At 67.7% G+C, this 17,564-nt stretch carries 11 protein-coding genes; 8 read left to right on the top strand and 3 right to left on the bottom strand.

Annotation, left to right across the window (positions count from 1 at the left end):
* Positions 1-170 precede the first annotated feature (170 nt).
* From AB4Z01_RS06980 to AB4Z01_RS06955, 6 genes are all read left to right on the top strand, one after another.
* Positions 171-827 carry a c-type cytochrome gene (locus tag AB4Z01_RS06980; RefSeq protein ID WP_441691944.1) on the top strand — a complete coding sequence of 219 codons (657 nt, stop codon included), beginning with the start codon at positions 171-173 and terminating at the stop codon, positions 825-827.
* 146 nt (positions 828-973) lie between these two features.
* Positions 974-2,821: an extracellular solute-binding protein gene (locus AB4Z01_RS06975; protein WP_441691943.1), complete on the top strand. Its 1,848-nt coding sequence runs from the start codon at positions 974-976 to the stop codon at positions 2,819-2,821.
* 8 nt (positions 2,822-2,829) lie between these two features.
* A complete protein-coding gene (locus AB4Z01_RS06970; RefSeq protein WP_441691941.1) occupies positions 2,830-4,698 on the top strand; it encodes an extracellular solute-binding protein in 1,869 nt (622 codons plus the stop codon).
* Between the two features lie 176 nt (positions 4,699-4,874).
* Positions 4,875-5,990 (top strand): microcin C ABC transporter permease YejB, encoded by a 1,116-nt coding sequence (locus AB4Z01_RS06965; RefSeq protein WP_441691939.1) that lies wholly within the window; start codon positions 4,875-4,877, stop codon positions 5,988-5,990.
* The gene (locus tag AB4Z01_RS06960; protein WP_441691937.1) at positions 5,983-7,122 is read left to right on the top strand and encodes an ABC transporter permease; all 1,140 of its coding nucleotides are present in this window, start codon (positions 5,983-5,985) and stop codon (positions 7,120-7,122) included. The genes AB4Z01_RS06965 and AB4Z01_RS06960 overlap by 8 nt, the downstream gene beginning before the upstream one ends.
* Before the next feature lie 142 nt (positions 7,123-7,264).
* Entirely contained in the window at positions 7,265-8,911 is a 1,647-nt protein-coding gene (locus tag AB4Z01_RS06955; RefSeq protein WP_441691936.1) for an ABC transporter ATP-binding protein, read from the top strand.
* 21 nt (positions 8,912-8,932) lie between these two features.
* On the opposite strand, the gene AB4Z01_RS06950 is transcribed toward AB4Z01_RS06955, so the two are convergent.
* Positions 8,933-12,286, bottom strand: coding sequence for a hypothetical protein (locus AB4Z01_RS06950; RefSeq protein ID WP_441691934.1), 3,354 nt, complete (start codon positions 12,284-12,286; stop codon positions 8,933-8,935).
* A gap of 388 nt (positions 12,287-12,674) precedes the next feature.
* Entirely contained in the window at positions 12,675-14,429 is a 1,755-nt protein-coding gene (locus AB4Z01_RS06945) for a B12-binding domain-containing radical SAM protein (protein WP_441691933.1), read from the bottom strand.
* A 159-nt stretch (positions 14,430-14,588) separates the two neighbouring features.
* Here AB4Z01_RS06945 and AB4Z01_RS06940 point away from each other — a divergent pair, with 159 nt between their 5' ends.
* Both AB4Z01_RS06940 and AB4Z01_RS06935 read left to right on the top strand, forming a co-directional pair.
* Entirely contained in the window at positions 14,589-15,362 is a 774-nt protein-coding gene (locus AB4Z01_RS06940; RefSeq protein ID WP_441691931.1) for a LamB/YcsF family protein, read from the top strand.
* A gap of 136 nt (positions 15,363-15,498) precedes the next feature.
* A complete protein-coding gene (locus AB4Z01_RS06935; protein ID WP_441691929.1) occupies positions 15,499-16,530 on the top strand; it encodes a BMP family lipoprotein in 1,032 nt (343 codons plus the stop codon).
* Between the two features lie 3 nt (positions 16,531-16,533).
* Here AB4Z01_RS06935 and qhpR read toward each other — a convergent pair whose 3' ends face one another.
* A complete protein-coding gene (gene qhpR / locus AB4Z01_RS06930) occupies positions 16,534-17,547 on the bottom strand; it encodes an AraC-like transcriptional regulator QhpR (protein WP_441691927.1) in 1,014 nt (337 codons plus the stop codon).
* Positions 17,548-17,564: the final 17 nt, after the last annotated feature.

Here is a 17,564-nt window from a genome sequence, read left to right as displayed (position 1 = left end):
CCGGAGCCGCCGGCATGGCCGTTCCCCGCGCCTGCTGCAAAGGGTGTCGCAGCCGGACATCGCCCCTTGCCAGACCGATTGTAACGCCTCTACAAGACCCGCGGGCCCGCACGGTCGAATCGAGTCGTGCGTCCGGGAGGTTGCCGTCGCGCTTCGAGGTGAGATCCGGCATGGAATTCAACAAAATATTCGCTGCTGTCCTGCTGGCCGGCATCATCGGAATGGCGACCGGCATCGTGGCCGATATCCTGGTCTCGCCGGAGCCGCTGCACGAGAACGCGTTCAAGGTCGACACCAGCGCGGTTGCCGCTGCGCCGGCTGCCGGCGCCGAGCAGGCCGGGCCGTCGATCCCGCCGATCGCACCGCTGCTGGCCGCCGCCGACCCGGCCAAGGGCCAGGCCCTGTCCAAGGCCTGCAGCGCCTGCCACACCTTCGAGAAGGGCGGCGCCAACAAGGTCGGTCCGAACCAGTGGAACCTGGTCGACGCGCCGATGGGCCACAAGGACGACTTCAACTACTCGGCCGCGATCAAGAAGAAGCACGAGGAAGGCGCGCACTGGACCTATGAGGAGCTGAACGAGTTCCTGGCCGGTCCGAAGGCGCACATCCCGGGCACGACCATGACCTATGCCGGGATGAAGAACGAGAAGGACCGCGCCGACCTGATCGCCTGGCTGCGCACCAACGCCGACACGCCCGCGCCGCTGCCCAGCCCGGATGCCGCCCCCGCGGGCGGCGCTGCCCCCGCAGGGGGCGAGGCGCCGGCAGGCGGTGCCGCGCCGGCTCCGGCCGGCGGGTCGGAGCAGGCGCCGAAGAGCGGCGGCTGATCGCCGCAGCCTTGCAGTTCCCGGGACGGGACCGCCAAAAGCGGTCCCGTTTCCGTTTATGTCTGGCTTTATCCCGCGCCGTGCGATTCCCTAGACTCCGCTCATCCGCCGGCGCCGCTGCGCCGGACCGCCGGCCCGGGACTTTCATGCGCGTCATTGCCGCCCTTCTGCTCGCCCTTGCCATCGCGGCACCGGCCGTCGTTCGGGCGCAGGAGCCGGCGGCCAGCCATGCCCTGGCCCTGTTCGGCCAGCCGAAATACCCGGCCGGCTTCACCCATTTCGACTACGCCGACCCGGACGCGCCGAAGGGCGGCAGCCTGGTGCTGAGCACGGTCGGCACCTTCGACACGCTGAACGTCATCCCGATCGGCACGCCACCGCGCTCGCTGGACCTGCTCAACGATTCGCTGATGGTGGAAAGCCAGGACGAATCCGGCGTCTATTACGGGCGGCTGGCGGAGAGCGTGACCGTGGCCGACGATGCCTCCTGGGCGATCTTCACCCTGCGGCCGGAGGCGCGCTGGCACGACGGCGTGCCGGTGACGGCCGCGGATGTGGTGTGGAGCTGGGAGACCGTGCGGGACAAGGCCGAGCCGTTCCTCAAATCCTTCTTTCGCGACGTGACCGGCGCCGAGGCGCTGGACGACCGCCGGGTGCGCTTCAGCTTCGCCAGCCGCAACAGCCGCAAGGCGGTCGGCCAGGTGGCGAACGCGCTGCCGATCCTGCCGAAGCATTGGTGGACCGCGAACGGCCGCGACGTCGGTCAGAACACGGTCGAGCCGCCGCTCGGCAGCGGCCCCTACCGGATCGCCTCGGTCGACCCCGGCCGGACGCTGGCCTGGGAGCGGGTGGCGGACTATTGGGGCCGCGACCTGCCGGTGAATCGCGGCCAATGGAACGTCGACCGCATCCGCTACGACTACTATCGCGACCGAGACACCGAGTTCGAGGCGTTCAAGGGCGGCAACTCCGACTTCCGGCAGGAGTTCACCTCGCTGTTCTGGGCCACCGGCTACGACATCCCGGCGGTGCGCGACGGCCGCCTCATCCGTGCCGAAATCGCCAGCGAGGATCCCCGCGGCATGCAGGGATACTTCTTCAACCTCCGCCGCACCCCGTTCTCCGACCCCAAGGTGCGCGAGGCGCTGGGCTGGCTGTATGACTTCGAATGGGTCAACAAGACCCTGTTCTCCGGCCTGTACGACCGGCTGGGCAGCTACTTCAACGCCGAGGGCTTCCGCTCCTCCGGCGTGCCCGAGGGCGAGGAACGGGCGCTGCTGGAGCCGTTCCGCGGCCAGGTGCCGGACGCGCTGTTCGACACCCCCTTCGCCCTGCCGAAGACCGACGGCGGCGGCAATATGCGCGACAACATCCGCACCGCCCTGCGCCTGCTGAAGGAAGCCGGCTGGGAGCAGCGCGACGGGCTGATGACCAACATCGCCACCGGCGAGCCGATGCGGTTCGAGATCCTGATCGACCAGGCGATCTACGAACGCGTGACCCAGCCCTTCGTCGAAAGGCTGCGGCAGGTCGGCATCCAGGCATCGCTGCGCCGGGTGGATGCGGCGCAGATGCAGAAGCGCCAGCAGGCCTTCGACTACGACGTCATGCCGGTCGCCCTCGCCTTCTATCCCCCGCCGGGCAGCGAGCTGCGCAACTATTTCGGCTCCGGGGAAGCGGGGATCGAAGGCTCGGCCAATCTCATGGGCATCCGCAACCCGGCGGTGGACGCGCTGATCGACAAGGTCACGGCCGCCCGCGACCTGTCGTCGCTGCAGGTTGCAACCCGGGCGCTGGATCGTGTGCTGTTGTGGAACAACTATCTGATCCCGCAATGGGGCAAGGCCGACGCCTGGGTGGCCTATTGGAACCGCTTCGGCCAGCCGAAGACGCAGCCGTCGCATCGCTTCGGCGACCCGAATGGGATCGCGTTCCCCTCGACCTGGTGGATCGATCCGGCCAAAGATGCGGCGCTGAAGCGCGGCGGAGGATAGAGGTAGGCATGATCACGCGACGCCAGTTCTCGATCGGCTCGATGCTCTCGGTTGCGGGGGCCTCGATCCCCCTGCCCCGGGCCTTCGCCCAGGGGGCGGCCGCCACGCCGGGCTACGGGGCGCCGACCTATTACCTGCCGATGCTGGACCTGAAGGCGGCCTATCCCAAGGACTTCCCGCACTGGAACTATGTCCGCCCGGACGCTCCCAAGGGCGGCCAGCTGGTGCTGGGCGTCTTCGGCAGCTTCGACACGCTGAACAATATGACGACCGACGGCACCGACGCTGCGGGCGTCGGTGCCATCAACGACGCGTTGATCACCGCCAATCTCGACGAACTCGACAATTATTACGCCGATGCCGCGGAGTCGTTCGTGATTTCGGACGACAAGCTGTCGATCATCTTCACGATGCGCGACGGCCTGCGCTTCCATGACGGCCATCCGATGACCGCCGCGGATGTCGCCTATACGCATCAGTTGCTGCGGGAAAAAGGAGCTCTGCGCTTCCGCGCCCGCTTCTACGACGATATGGAGAACATCGAGGCGCTGGACGAACGGCGCGTCCGGTTCACGGCCAAGACCTTGAAAAACCCCCAGCTGCTCAAGGCGATGGCGAGCTTTCCGATTCTGCCCAAGCATTGGTGGGAAAGCCGCGACTTCGGCGGCCTCACGATGGAGCCTCCACTCGGCAGCGGCGCCTACAAGATCAAATCGGTCGATCCGGGGCGGTCCATCACGCTGCAACGCGTCGAGGACTATTGGGGCAACGACCTGCCGCAGAATATCGGCTCGGCTAATTTCGACGAGATCACCTACCAGTACTATCGTGATCAGGATGTGCTGTATGAAGCGCTCAAGTCGGGCGAGTTTGACTTCATGGCCATCGGCTCGGCGCAACAGTGGACGACCGGTTTCAAATCCGTACCAGCCGTTCAGACTGGTGCGCTCAAGCTGGAGGAAATTCCGGACGCATCACCGCAATCTTATCTCGGCATGATGTTTAATTTGCGGCGGCCGTATTTCTCGGACGTTCGAGTCAGAAGAGCCCTTAACTATTTCTATGATTTTGAGACCACCCAGAAAACCAACTATTATGGCCTCTACAGCCGCATTCACAGCTATTTTCCGAACACACCGTTTTCCTTCAGCGGGTTGCCGGAAGGTCGCGAGTTGGAGATCCTCGAGCGCTATCGCGGCAAGATCGCCGACGAGATCTTCACCACCGAATTCAAGCAGCCGACCACGGACGGCAACGGCAACATCCGCGCCAACCTTCGGGCCGCACTGGACCTGCTGAAGCAAGCCGGCTGGGAATCGCGCGACGGCAAGCTGACCAACGCCACGGGTCAGGTGCTGGCCTTCGAGATCGTCTACACCAGCCCGGATACCGAGAAGACCATCCTGCCCTTCGTCGAGAATCTCCGTCGTGCCGGCATCCAGGCCTCACCGCGCCTGATGGACGTGCCGCAGTTCCGCAATCGCGTGAACAACTTCGAATTCGACCTGATGCCGGCCCGCTTCTATCCGTTCTTCCCGCCGGGAGAGGCCCTGCGCGGCGGCTGGAATTCCCGCTACGCCGACCGCCCCGGCGACGAGAATTCGCAGGGGATCAAGGACCCGATCGTCGACGAGTTGGTCGAGATGATCATCGCCGCCGGCACCTATGACGAGAAGGCTGCCACCTGCAAAGCCTTCGACCGCTATGCCACCTGGCAATTCTTCTCCATCGGCCTGTACGAGGACCCGGTGAATCGGATCGCCTACTGGGACATGTTCGGCCATCCAGACACCCGGCCGAAAAATGATGTCGGCTTCCCCAGCACCTGGTGGTTCGACGGCAAGAATCCGAAGGCCCTGAGGGGACAGCGCCGGTGAGGCAGATCCAGCCAGCTTTTGACACTCCGCTCTCTACTCTGTCATGCCCGGGCTTGACCCGGGCATCCAGGGAATGTCGATGCCGCTCCGGGTGGCCCCTGGATTGCCGGGTCAAGCCCGGCAATGACAATGAAAGTTGCACCCTGCCGGCCTATTGCCGGAGTGAAGCCTGACCGATGCTCGCCTATATCATCCGGCGCCTGCTGCTGAYCATCCCGACCCTGTTCGGGATCATGGTGGTCAATTTCGTCATCGTGCAGTTCGCCCCCGGCGGCCCGGTCGAGCAGATGATCGCGCAGTTACAGGGCACCGCCACCGACGCCACCAGCCGGATCAGCGGCGGCGGAGGCGGTGATTTCGGCCGACCGGCGGATAACTCCCAGCTCGGCGGCAGCAACGCCGCGTCCAGCAAGTACCGCGGCGCCCAGGGCCTGGATCCGAAATTCATCGCCGAGATCGAGAAGCAGTTCGGCTTCGACAAGCCGCCGCTCGAGCGCTTCTGGCTGATGATCCACGACTATCTGAACTTCGATTTTGGCCGCAGCTACTTCAAGAGCGCGCGGGTGCTCGATCTCGTCGTGTCGAAGCTGCCGGTGTCGATCTCGCTCGGCGTGTGGACCACGCTGCTGGTCTATCTGATCTCGATCCCGCTTGGCATCCGCAAGGCGGTCAGGGACGGCTCGCGCTTCGACATCTGGACCTCCGGCGTGGTCGTCGTCGGCTATGCGATCCCCAGCTTCCTGTTCGCCATGCTGCTGATCGTGACCTTCGCCGGCGGCCGCTACTTCGCCTGGTTCCCGCTGCGCGGCCTGGTTTCCGACGGCTGGTCCGCAATGCCATGGTACCAGCAGATCCTCGACTATCTTTGGCACATGGTGCTGCCGATCACCGCCATGGTGATCAGCGGCTTCGCCACCCTGACCATGCTGACCAAGAACTCGTTCATGGACGAGCTCGGCAAGATGTACGTGCTGACCGCGCGGGCCAAGGGGCTGACCGAGCGGCGCGTGCTGTACGGCCACATCTTCCGCAACGCCATGCTGATCGTGATCGCCGGCTTCCCCGCCGCCTTCATCGGCGTGCTGTTCACCGGATCGCTGTTCATCGAGGTGATCTTCTCGCTCGACGGGCTCGGCCTGCTCGGCTACGAGGCGGCGATCCAGCGCGACTACCCGGTGGTGTTCGCCACGCTCTACGTCTTCACCCTGCTCGGCCTGGTGATGAAGCTGGTGCAGGACGTGACCTACACGCTGATCGACCCGCGGATCGACTTCGAGGCCCGCAATGTCTGAGGCGGTGGCGTCCCGCGGCCAGGACTTCGGCCATCCGCGTTTCCTCGGTATCCGCATTCGGCCGATCACCGCCCGGCGCATCGCCAATTTCCGCGCCAACCGGCGCGGGCTGATCGCGCTGTATCTGTTCCTGGCGGTGTTCCTGGTGACCCTGTTCGCCGAGTTCATCGCCAATGACCGGCCGCTGCTGGTCAAGTATGACGGCCACTACTACGTGCCGGTGCTGGCGACCTATCCGGAGACGGCGTTCGGCGGCGAGTTCGAGACCGAGGCGGATTACCGCGACCCGTTCGTGCGCGACCTGATCAGCGCCAAGGGCTGGGCGGTCTGGCCCCTGATCCCGTTCTCCTACCGCACCATCAATTACGACCTGGACCAGCCCGCCCCCTCCCCGCCCTCGGCGGTGAACTGGCTGGGCACCGACGACCAGGGCCGCGACGTGCTGGCCCGGCTGATCTACGGCCTGCGCATCTCGATCCTGTTCGGCCTGACCCTGACCGCGATCGCGTCGGTCATCGGTGTCTTCGCCGGCGCGATCCAGGGCTATTTCGCCGGCTGGACCGACCTGATCTTCCAGCGGGTGATCGAGATCTGGTCCGGCATGCCGCAGCTGTACCTGCTGATCATCATGTCGTCCTTCTTCGTGCCGGGCTTCTGGACGCTCTTGTTCATCATGCTGCTGTTCGAGTGGATGAGCCTGGTCAGCGTGGTGCGGGCGGAGTTCCTGCGCGCCCGCAACCTGGACTATGTCCGCGCCGCGCGGGCGCTGGGCCAGCCGGACCGGGTGATCATGTGGAAGCATGTGCTGCCCAACGCCGTGGTCGCCACCATCACCTTCCTGCCGTTCAACCTGACCGGCAGCATCGGCCTGCTGACCGGGCTGGACTTCCTCGGCCTCGGCCTGCCGCCCGGGTCGCCCTCGCTCGGCGAGCTGGTCAGCCAGGGCAAGGCCAACCTGCAGGCGCCGTGGCTCGGCTTCACCGCCTTCTTCTCGCTGGCGATCCTGCTCAGCCTGCTCGTCTTCATGGGCGAGGCGCTGCGCGACGCCTTCGACCCGCGCAAGACCCTGGCGGCCGGCGCTTCACGGCCCGCCGCCGACCCCGTGACCGACTCCAAGGCCCAGACGCCATGAACGCCCTCCTCAGGCCTTCAATTCCGTCATTGCGAGCGCAGCGAAGCAATCCAGGGCCGCACGCATCGGCCCCTGGATTGCTTCGTCGGCTGCGCCTCCTCGCAATGACGGTTTGGGGCGGCCCCGCCGAGAAGGTCTCGCCATGACCGACACCCCGACCTCCGGCGAAAGGCTGCTCGAGATCCGCGACCTGGCGGTGGAGTTCCGGGTGCCCGGCGGCGCCGTGCCGGCGGTGAAGGGCGTGTCGCTGCATCTCGACCGCGGCGAGACCCTGGCGCTGGTCGGCGAGAGCGGCTCGGGCAAGTCGGTCACCGCGCTGTCGGTGCTGCAGCTGCTGCCCTATCCCAGCGCCCGGCACCCCAAGGGCAGCATTCGCTATCGCGGCCAGGAGCTGCTCGGCGCGCCGGAGAAGGTGCTGCGCCAGGTCCGCGGCAACAAGATCGCCATGGTGTTCCAGGAGCCGATGACCTCGCTGAACCCGCTGCACACGATCGAGAAGCAGGTCGGCGAGGTGCTGTCGGTGCACAAGGGCATGGGCAAGGCGCAGGCTCGCGCCCGAGTGCTGGAGCTGCTGCTCCTGGTCGGCCTGCCGAACCCGGAGCAGCGCCTGAACGCCTATCCGCACGAGCTGTCGGGCGGCCAGCGCCAGCGGGTGATGATCGCCATGGCGCTGGCGAACGAGCCCGACATCCTGATCGCCGACGAGCCGACCAYGGCGCTGGACGTCACCATCCAGGCCCAGATCCTGGAGCTGATGCAGAGCCTGCAGCGCCGCTTCGGCATGGCGATTCTGCTGATCACCCACGACCTGGGCGTGGTCCGCAAGATGGCGGACCGGGTCTGCGTCATGAACAAGGGCGAGATCGTCGAGGCGGGCGAGACCGAGGCCGTGTTCACCGCGCCGCAGCACCCCTACACCCAGCGGCTGCTGGCCTCCGAACCCAAGGGCGACCCGGCGCCGCCGCCGGCCGATGCCCGCACCGTGGTCGAGGCCAGCGAGATCAAGGTCTGGTTCCCGATCAAGGCCGGCGTGCTGCGCCGCACGGTCGACCATGTCAAGGCGGTGGACGGCATCGACGTCACCGTGCGCGAGGGCCATACGGTCGGCGTGGTCGGCGAGAGCGGGTCAGGCAAGACCACGCTGGGGCTGGCGCTGCTGCGCCTGATCTCGAGCAAGGGGTCGATCCGCTACGGCGAGCGCGAGCTGCAGGGCCTGCAGTTCCGCGACATGCGCCCGCTGCGGCGGGAGATGCAGATCGTCTTCCAGGACCCCTATGGCTCGCTCAGCCCGCGCATGTCGATCTCCGAGATCATCGAGGAAGGGCTGCAGGTGCACCGCATCGGCGGCTCCTCGGCCGAGCGCGAGCGCATGATCGTGGCGGCGCTGGAGGAGGTCGGGCTGGACCCCGCCAGCCGGCACCGCTACCCGCATGAATTCTCCGGCGGCCAGCGCCAGCGCATCGCCATCGCCCGGGCCATGGTGCTGAAGCCGAAATTCGTGGTGCTGGACGAGCCGACCTCGGCGCTGGACATGTCGGTGCAGGCCCAGATCGTCGACCTGCTGCGCGGCCTGCAGGAGAAGCACCGCCTGGCCTATCTGTTCATCAGCCACGACCTGAAGGTGGTCCGGGCTTTGTCGGACGAGGTGATCGTGATGAAGAACGGCAAGGTGGTCGAGCACGGCTCGGCGGTGCAGATCTTCGAGGCGCCGCAGCACCCCTACACCCAGGCGCTGCTGAAGGCCGCGCTGGAGCTCAAGGCGGCGGACACGCCGGAGGTCGCGGTCTGAGCCCGCCCCGTCAGCGGCCGGTCAGTTGCGGCGCGGCGGCAGCCTGATGCCGGGATTGGTCGAGCCGATATCGTGCTGCTTGACGCCGTCGATCCAGTCGCTCAGCTGCGCGATCGTGATGGGGTTCGCGCTGTAGCCGGTGGCCACCTTGCTGTCGACCATGTAGCTGTCGTCGTCGAGATTGATGAGCATCGAGCTCGTGGTCCGCTCTGCCAGCTCACGTAGTTTGTCGTTGGGCAGCGCCGCCGTGTTGTACAGGATATAGTCGAAGAATTCCTTCTTCTCCGCCGGCGTGTCGTAGCCGCGATACTCGGCCAGCTGCTCGAGCAGCGGGAACAGCGGCCGTCCCTTCGCCTTGTCGGAGGCGCCGAAATCGTCCCGGCCCTCAGCCAGGATCTCGGCCCGCTCAGGGTCCACCGGCGGGTTCAGATTCGCCAGGATCGCCCGCGTGTCGCCCTCGAAATACCGGCGCTGCTTCTCGCTGGACTGCCAGTGCAGGATGCTGGCCCCGACCAGCCAGACCCCGGCGGCGACCCACCCCACCGGCCCGGCCCAGGACGAGCCCGCGAGGACGAGGCCGGCCTCGACGCCGGATGCGAGGCCCATCGACGTCCAGACGGTCCCTCCCAGGACGTTGCCGTTGGAGAATTCGATGCTCGCCGTCCAGGCGGCGACGCCGACGGTGAGGACCGAGGACGCGGTGCCCAGGGTGCGATAGAGCCCCGGCCCGCCGACATAGCCGAACCGGGTCATGCGATCCAGCCGTCCACCCTGGTTGAACAGGCTGGGCAGCCCGGTGGCCGGCCGAACGTGCCGCCCCTGCGGGATCAGAAGGCTCTGGATGCCGGCCGCGGTCCCGCGCGCCACGTCCATGCCCGCCAGCAGGCCGAAGACCCCGGCCCAGGCCTTGTCGTCGGGACGGTCGGACGCCAGGAATTCGCGAACGCCCCAGATGTTCAGCGCGCCGCTGACCCCCGCCACGGGAATCGCCGCGGCTCGGCTGCCCAGCAGCCCGTCCCGCGGCGCCGCCTCGCCGTTGGCGCCGCCATTCGCGCGGTTGGCGACGGCCTGCGCGATCGGCGATGACGGCGCCATCACGGTGGACAGCAGCAGGCTCGAGTTCTTGATCTCGCGCGACAGGAAACCGCCGCTGGGACCGTTGGGCTGGCCGTTCTCCAGCACGTCCAGCGTCATCAGCAGCGCCGCCCCCTGGGCCGGCTTGTCGCGCAGGGCATCCAGCGCCGCTGGCCGGTCCTTGCCCTTCAGCCCGTCCAGCACCTCCGTCACGGTCGGCGGCAGCGAGGTCATCCCGGGCGGCAGCTCGATGATCTTCGCCTTCGGGTCGGCGAGTTGCCGCTGGATCTTGTCGTAGGTGTCCAGCGCGTCGCCGAACACCGCGTCGAATTCGGGGTCGGAGATGTTGCGATACAGCGTCTCGTATTGCTTGAATTCGGGCGACTGCTGCAGTTGCCGCTCCACCTCCGCCAGCGTCAGGGTCTTCGGCGGCGCCGGCATCCCCGCCATGGCGACCTGGACCATCGGCGGCGGCGCGTCGTCGCCATCGTCCTTGTTGCCGACCAGCAGGTGGCGCAGATCCCCCTGGGCGCCCTTCAGCCGGTCATAGCCGCCGAGGTTGTCGCCCTTCAGGTTGCGCAGGGACGCCGGCAGCGCCTGCAGGATCGCGTCCGTCGACATGGCGCCGGCGAACAGGCGCTCGAACTTGGCGACCTGCTCCGGATTGCCCTTCAGCTTGCCGTTCTGGACGGTCTGGACCGCGCCGGCGAGCTCCTTGTCGTCCCGCAGCCCCTCCAGATAGCTGCCGGCCCATTGCGGATCGCCGATCAGGCGCCCGTATGCCTCGGTCGCGCCCCGCGCCTCCGGCGTGAGCCGCTCCACGCCGAAGGCTACGGTGTGGAGCATGTTGTCTGCGGCCTTGGCCCAGCCTTCGTCCGCATAATGCGCCGCCATGGCGACCGCCAGGGTCGCGCCGTCGCCCTGGGCGATGCTGTCGGTGATGGCGGTGCGCAGCGTCAGGTCGCCGGCATGGGCATAGGGCGCCTTGCGGTCGAGACCGCCGGTGTTCGCCTCGGCCATCAGCGCCGCGAGCTGCGAGACGCCGTCGCTGACCTGCATGCGGCCTTTGCCGTCGATGGGGGCGGAGGCGCCCGCCTGGGTGGCGACGACGTTCAGGTTGCCGATCAGCTTCTTCGCCTCGTCCGAGACGGTCCCCTTGGACGACAGCTTGCGCAGCGGATAGACGATCTCGGCCAGTCGCGAGGCCGGCGGGTTCTCCTCGTCCCGATACTTTCCCGTCGCCGGCAGCTTCGACAGCTCGACCAGGATCTGGTCGGCGCGTTCGGCCGGGACGCCGGTCAGGGTCAGCTCCAGCGAGGCGCCGTCGGTCACCTGCTTGGCCGGATCGGTCACCATCACCTGGTGTTGCGCCGCCTGGATCGCCTTCAGATAGCCCGCATCGACCTTGAGCGTCTTGGGGTCCATCGGACCGTAGAAAGACAGCTCGGCGATGAAGTCGGCGGCCGCCTGATCCGCATCGAACTCCGGGGTCTGGGCGGGCGGGGGCGGATTGATCCGGCGCCGCAGCGCCTCCGCCACGTCGGTCTGGAACGCGCTCCAGTCGCCGGTCTTCTGGCCTTGGGCGGCGCTGTCGCGCAGGCCGGAGAACAGCCCGTCCATGTGCAGGCCGAAATCCTCGGCCCGGGACTCGACCAACTCCCCGAGGCCCTTCATCTGCGGCAGCACGGCGCGCAGATAGGCAGCGCGCTCTTTGCGCGTCGCGTCGAAGTCCTTCTGGTCCATCGTCCCGCCGATCGGGGCGAGATCCGCGTCGATCAGATCCTGCAGCTCGGTCCGCTTGGCCTGGGGCAGGTCCTCGACTGACTTCGCGCCGCCCGCGATCGTCGAGATCTGCTGCAGCCGCTGCACCCGCTCGTCGCTGAGCACGGTGATGACATGGGTCTCGGGCAGGCCGTCCGGGTTGTCGCCCAGCTCGGGATTGAACTTGGCCAGCAGCGCCGCGTACTGCTCGGCGGTGTCCTTGGTCTTGTCGAAGCCAAAGCGCTGCGCCACAGCGGGATCAAGGTCCTTGCCGTAGCCCAGCTGCCGGGCAATCTCGGTGAGATTATCGCCCCGCTGCGCCTGATAGGTGACCTGGCCGTCGACGCTCTTGTTCGCCGGGTTGCTGCCGTCGAGCTGTTCCAGCGGCTCGTCCCTCGGCGCCGCGTTGGTGGCCGGGACGATCGTTCCGGGTCCCTTCGCCCGGTTTAGGGCCTGGTTCCAGAGCGTGACGGATGCGTTCTGCTTGTACCGGTCCGACAGCAAAGGCCAGCGGCCTGGGAGTCCGGAAATTCCAGTCATCGGCCTCTCCTGAATACAAGTCCGACCGACGACCGAACAGACCATCGATCGCAGGCAGGGCGGCGTTCCCTGGAGTTCTGGAGCACCAGATCTTGCAGTCTTGCAACTTGTCTATGGCAAAAGGATTACAATCTCAACAGGAAAATTGTAATGATTATGTCACGATTTCGCGAATTCTGGCATTACTGGCCTGAACTTTGCCCCTTATACCAGCCGCTTGAAATAATGACTCGTCATGGCGAGCCCCAAAGGGGCGTGGCCATCCAGCCGCACCGCTCCCTGGATGGCCACGTCGCTTCGCTCCTCGCCATGACGAGGAGAGATGCCAGAGACCGGATCAACGGAGATGGGCCGGAGCCCATCGCCCGCCGCCCGGATCAGAACCCGATCACTCCGCCGCGGTGGCGCCCTGCGGCTGCGGCACCGGCTTGGTGTGCGCCCGGGCCGCGGCGGCGCGGGCGCCCTGCGTCACCGAGAACATCTCCAGCGTGTCGAGCTCTTCCTCGCTGACCGGCGTCAGCGCCAGGTCGTGATAGGCCTTGCGGTTCGGGTCGGCCTTGATCCGGCGGCGGACCTGGTTGAAGCGCCACCACAGCCGCGCCATGGCCCAGTGCTTGGCCACGGTCTCGCCGGCATAGCGGAGATAGAACGGCACGGCCGCCTCGTGCGGCAGGCCGGGGCGGCGGTCGGTCCGCACCTTGCGGCGCAGATAGCCGCCCTCCAGCGGGTGCAGCCCCTCGACATTGATGCAGGTGGTGAACCACAGCAGCAGGAACAGGATCTTGCCGACGCTGATGCCGGTCGCCGCCGCGCGGCGCATCACCGTCTCCATATGCTCCGGCGAATAGTAGGTTTGCCAGGCCAGCTTGTAGGCCCGCTGCCACTCCTCGCGCGACATCATCGCGTGGCCGGTGGTGACGTGGTTCAGGTCGTAGCGGTTCAGGTCCGGATCCATCGCGATGCCGGCGTGGAACAGGTTCTTGTGGTCCTCCGACCCCGGCAGCGGCGTCAGGAAGAAGAACTCCAGCAGGTCGACCGGCAGCTCGCGCTGGATGATGCCGATGTCGCGGACGATCGATTCCGGCGTGTCGGTCGGGAAGCCCAGGATGTAGCCGGCATAGGTCATGGCGCCGACCGCCTTCCAGGCCAGCAGCATCTTGCGGTATTCGGTGATCTTGTTCTGCCGCTTCTTGGCGCCGACGAGGCTGTCCGGGTTGATGTTCTCCAGTCCGATGAACACCCGGGTCACCCCTGCCCGGCCCGCCTTCTCGATGAAGTGCGGGATGCGGTGGCACATGGTGTCGACCTGGATGATCATGCGGAAAGACAGCTTCTCCCGCTCGCGCAGCTCGATCAGCCGGTCGAAGATCGGCTCCCAGTCCTTGTTGCGCGCGAAATTGTCGTCGGTGATGAAGAAGCGGCTGATGCCGCTCTTCACATTCTCGCGGATGATCCGTTCGACATCGTCGGGCGACCGGCGGCGCGACTTGCGGCCCTGGACGTTGATGATGGTGCAGAACGAGCATTGGAACGGGCAGCCACGGCCGGCGTCGAAGCTGGTGTGCTGGCCGGCGGTGCGGCGCACCCGCGCGATCGGCAGCACCGGCATCGGCACGCCTTCGATGTTCGGCAAATCGTCCATGAAGTTGTAGAGCGGCTTGAGCCGGTTGGCGAAAGCGTCGACCAGCACCTCGTCGAGCCGCCCCTCGGCCTCGCCGGCGAACAGCGAGATGCCCATCGCCTGCGCTTCCGCCACCTCCGGCTGCAGGCCGGGCAGCATGGCGATGGTGCCGGAGACGTGGAAGCCGCCRATGCCGACCTGGATCCCCGCCGCCCGCAGCGGCTTGGCGATGTCGACCGCCCGCGGGAACTGGTTCGACTGCACCCCGACCAGCGCCACCATGCCCGATCCGGAGCGCCGGATCCGCCGAATGATCGCGTCCGGGCGCACCCGGGTGTTGGTCTCGTCGATCGCGGTGATGGCGATCTCGACATCCGGGCCGAGGATCCGGCGCTCGGAACAGTCGCTGGCGAGGCCGTACAGCACCGCCAGCGTGTTCGACGGAATCGCCGACCGCAGCCATTGGATGACATAGCCGTCGTCGTCGTAATGCGACGGCTTGATCAAGACGAGTTCAAACACCCGTCGCCCGCTCGTCCCCACCGCCATATGGGCGTCCCCTGCTGGGTTCTTGCTGAGTCTGAATAGCACGAATGCGCGGCGCGGGGCGACGATTGCCGTCGCCGGCGGCGAGGTTCATATAGGAATCATCAAGCGCAAGGCCGTTCCGGGAAAGAGATCATGGCGAGCGTCGATCTGAACTGCGACATGGGCGAAGGCTTCGGCGCCTGGGAGATGGGCGACGATGCGGCGATGCTGGAGATCGTGACCTCGGCCAATGTCGCCTGCGGCTTCCATGCCGGCGACCCGATCGTGATGCGGCGGACCCTGACGCTGGCGCGCGACCGCGGCATCGGCGTCGGCGCCCATCCCGGCTTCCTCGACCTCTGGGGCTTCGGCCGCCGGGTGATCAAGGGCGAGACGCCGGAGGAGCTGGAGGCCCAGGTGGTCTACCAGATCGGCGCCATCCAGGGCATGGCCAAGGCGGTCGGCCACCGCATCACCCACGTCAAGGCGCATGGCGCGCTGAGCAATGTGGCGATGGTCGAGGATGCGGTGGCGCTGGCGATCGGCCGCGCCATCAAGTCGGTCGATCCGACCCTGGCCTATATGGTGCTGCCCGGCACGGCGCTGGAGCGCGCGGCGGTGGAGTTGGGCCTGCCGGTGGTGCGCGAGGTCTTCGCCGACCGCACCTATGAGGACGACGCCACCCTGACCTCGCGCAAGATCGCCGGCTCGGTGATCCACGACCCCGAGATCGCGGCCGAGCGGGTGCTGCGCATGGTCGAGGAGCAGGCGGTCACCAGCCGCAGCGGCAAGCGCATCCCGGTGCCGGTCGACACCGTCTGCGTCCATGGCGACACGCCGGGCGCGGTCGGCATCGCCCGCCGCATCCGCGAGCGGCTGGAGCAGGCCGGCATTCGCCTGGTGGCGCTGAAGGACCGGCCGGCCTGATCCGGCCACTTCTCCCCGCCCTCGCGGCAGACGACCGTTGCAGAGCGCGCTCTTGTAACCGAAGCTTAACACGTCCATTTCCGGGGCCGCGGGCCGCCCGATGCCCGCATCGCCGCCTTGCCGTCCGGAGACGGAAATGATCCTCGACCGTCGCACCCTTCTCGCCGGCATCAGCTTGGCCGTGGCCGGATTCTCCGTGAGCGCCGCCGCCGCCGATCCGGACAGCATGATGCGCGGCAGCAACGAGGAGGTGCCGGTCAAGCCGGGCGTCGTCTATGCGCTTGGCGACAAGCGGGACGGCGGCTTCAACGAAGGCGCGGTGCACGCGCTGGAATTCTTCCGCAACGAGACCGGCGAGGCCTATCTCGAGGCCGAGCTGCAGTCGGTCGACGGGTTCGCCGCGGCAGCGGACGGCATGGTGCGGCAGGGCGCCAACCTGATCATCGCCGTCGGCTTCTACTACGCCGATGCCGTGCAGGTCGCCGCGGCGACGCATCCGGAGACCCGCTTCGTCCTGGTCGACGGCGTCGCCGAGGGGCCGAACATCCGCTCGATCGTGTTCCGCGAGCAGGAGGGCGCCTATCTGGTGGGCGTGCTGGCGGCGCTGGCTTCGAAATCCGGCACGATCGGCTTCGTCGGCGCCGCCGACATCCCGCTGATGCAGAAATTCGCCAATGGCTATGCCGCCGGCGCCCGGGCGACGCGGCCCGAGATCACCACCCTGGTCGACTATATCGGCACCGACGCCGCCGCCTTCCGCGACCGGGATCGGGCGGCCCAGGTCGCGCAGGGCCTGATCGGGCGCGGCGCCGACGTCCTCTTCGCCGTCGCCGGCGAGGCCAATCTCGGGGTGTTCCAGGCGGCGCGCGAGGCGGAGAAGCTGGCGATCGGCGTCGACAGCAACCAGAACGGCTTGGTTCCCGGCACCATCCTGACCTCGATGCTGAAGCGGGTCGACATCGCCGTGCTGCGCTCGCTGGACGACATGCGGGCCGGCACCTGGAAGGCCGGCCTGGTCACGCTGGGCGTGCGCGAGCATGCGGTCGGCTGGGCCGTCGACGACAACAACCGGCCGCTGGTCAGCCCGGAGATGGAGGAGGCGGTCGAGACCGCCCGCCGCGCCATCGCCGACGGCAGCATCACCGTGCCCGACCCGACAAAGCCCTGAGCGCTACCCCTCCCCGCCCAGCAGCACCTGACGCATCCGCGCCGGAGAGACGCCATGCCATTGGCGGCAGGCGCGGCTGAAGGCGCTGATCTCGGAGTAGCCGAGTAGGAAGGCGATGTCGCCGACCGGCAGGTGCGGTTGGCGCAGATACAGGCCGGCGAGATCGCGCCGGACCCGGTCCACCAGATCGGAGAAGGAGACGCCGTAGTCGCCGAGGCGGCGCTGCAGCGTCCAGCGGGCCAGGCCGAGCGTCTCGGCGACCGCCTCGGCATAGGGGCAGCCCTCCGGCAGCCGGGCCCGGATCTCGTCCCGCACCTGGTCGATGAACCTGGGCGCGGCGGCGCCGCCGGTGATCCGCCGCAGCTCCGCCGTCAGCCGGGCCAGCGCCGCCGCATCGCCGGCCGGCATCGGCCGGTCGAGCTGCCGGTCGCGGAACACCAGGGCGTTGGTGCGCTGGCCGAAATGCGCCGGGGCGCCGAAGGCGGCCTCGTGCTCGCGCCACGCCTCCGGCCGGGCATGCTCGAACTGCACCTCCTCCGGCGCCCAGCCGCGGCCGAGGCAGGCGCGGAAGACATTGGCGAACATGCCCATGGTCAGCTCGGCATCCTGGCGGCGCGCCAGGATGCCGCCATCGCGGATCCGGTATTCCAGGCGCAGCAGCCCGTCCTCCCGCACCAGCCGGGTCCCGGTCGCCTGCTGGTGCAGCGGGAACAGCCGGGCCAGGTTGTCGACGGCAGCGCCGAGCCGCGGCGAGGCCAGGGCGATGCCGCCGATCAGCCCCAGCGCCTCGGGCCGGAACTGCTGGCCGAACCAGAGGCCGAAATTGTCGTTGCGGGTCTCCCGTGCCGCCTCCTCCATCATCGCCACATAGGCGGTGAGGTCGAGCGCCACGTCCGGCCGGCCCAGCACCTCGTCGGCGATGCCGACGCGCGACAGCACCACCTCCGGCCGGCCGCCCTGGGCGCGGACGAAGCCGGTCAGTCCGGATGCCGCGGCGGCCAATATGTTGCGCTGCACAATAGAGGGGCAGTCCG

This window comes from Inquilinus sp. YAF38, assembly GCF_052113205.1.
Lineage (GTDB): Bacteria > Pseudomonadota > Alphaproteobacteria > DSM-16000 > Inquilinaceae > Inquilinus.
The sequence above is the reverse complement of the archived record's forward strand: the minus strand, read 5'-3'. Positions and strand labels throughout refer to the sequence as shown.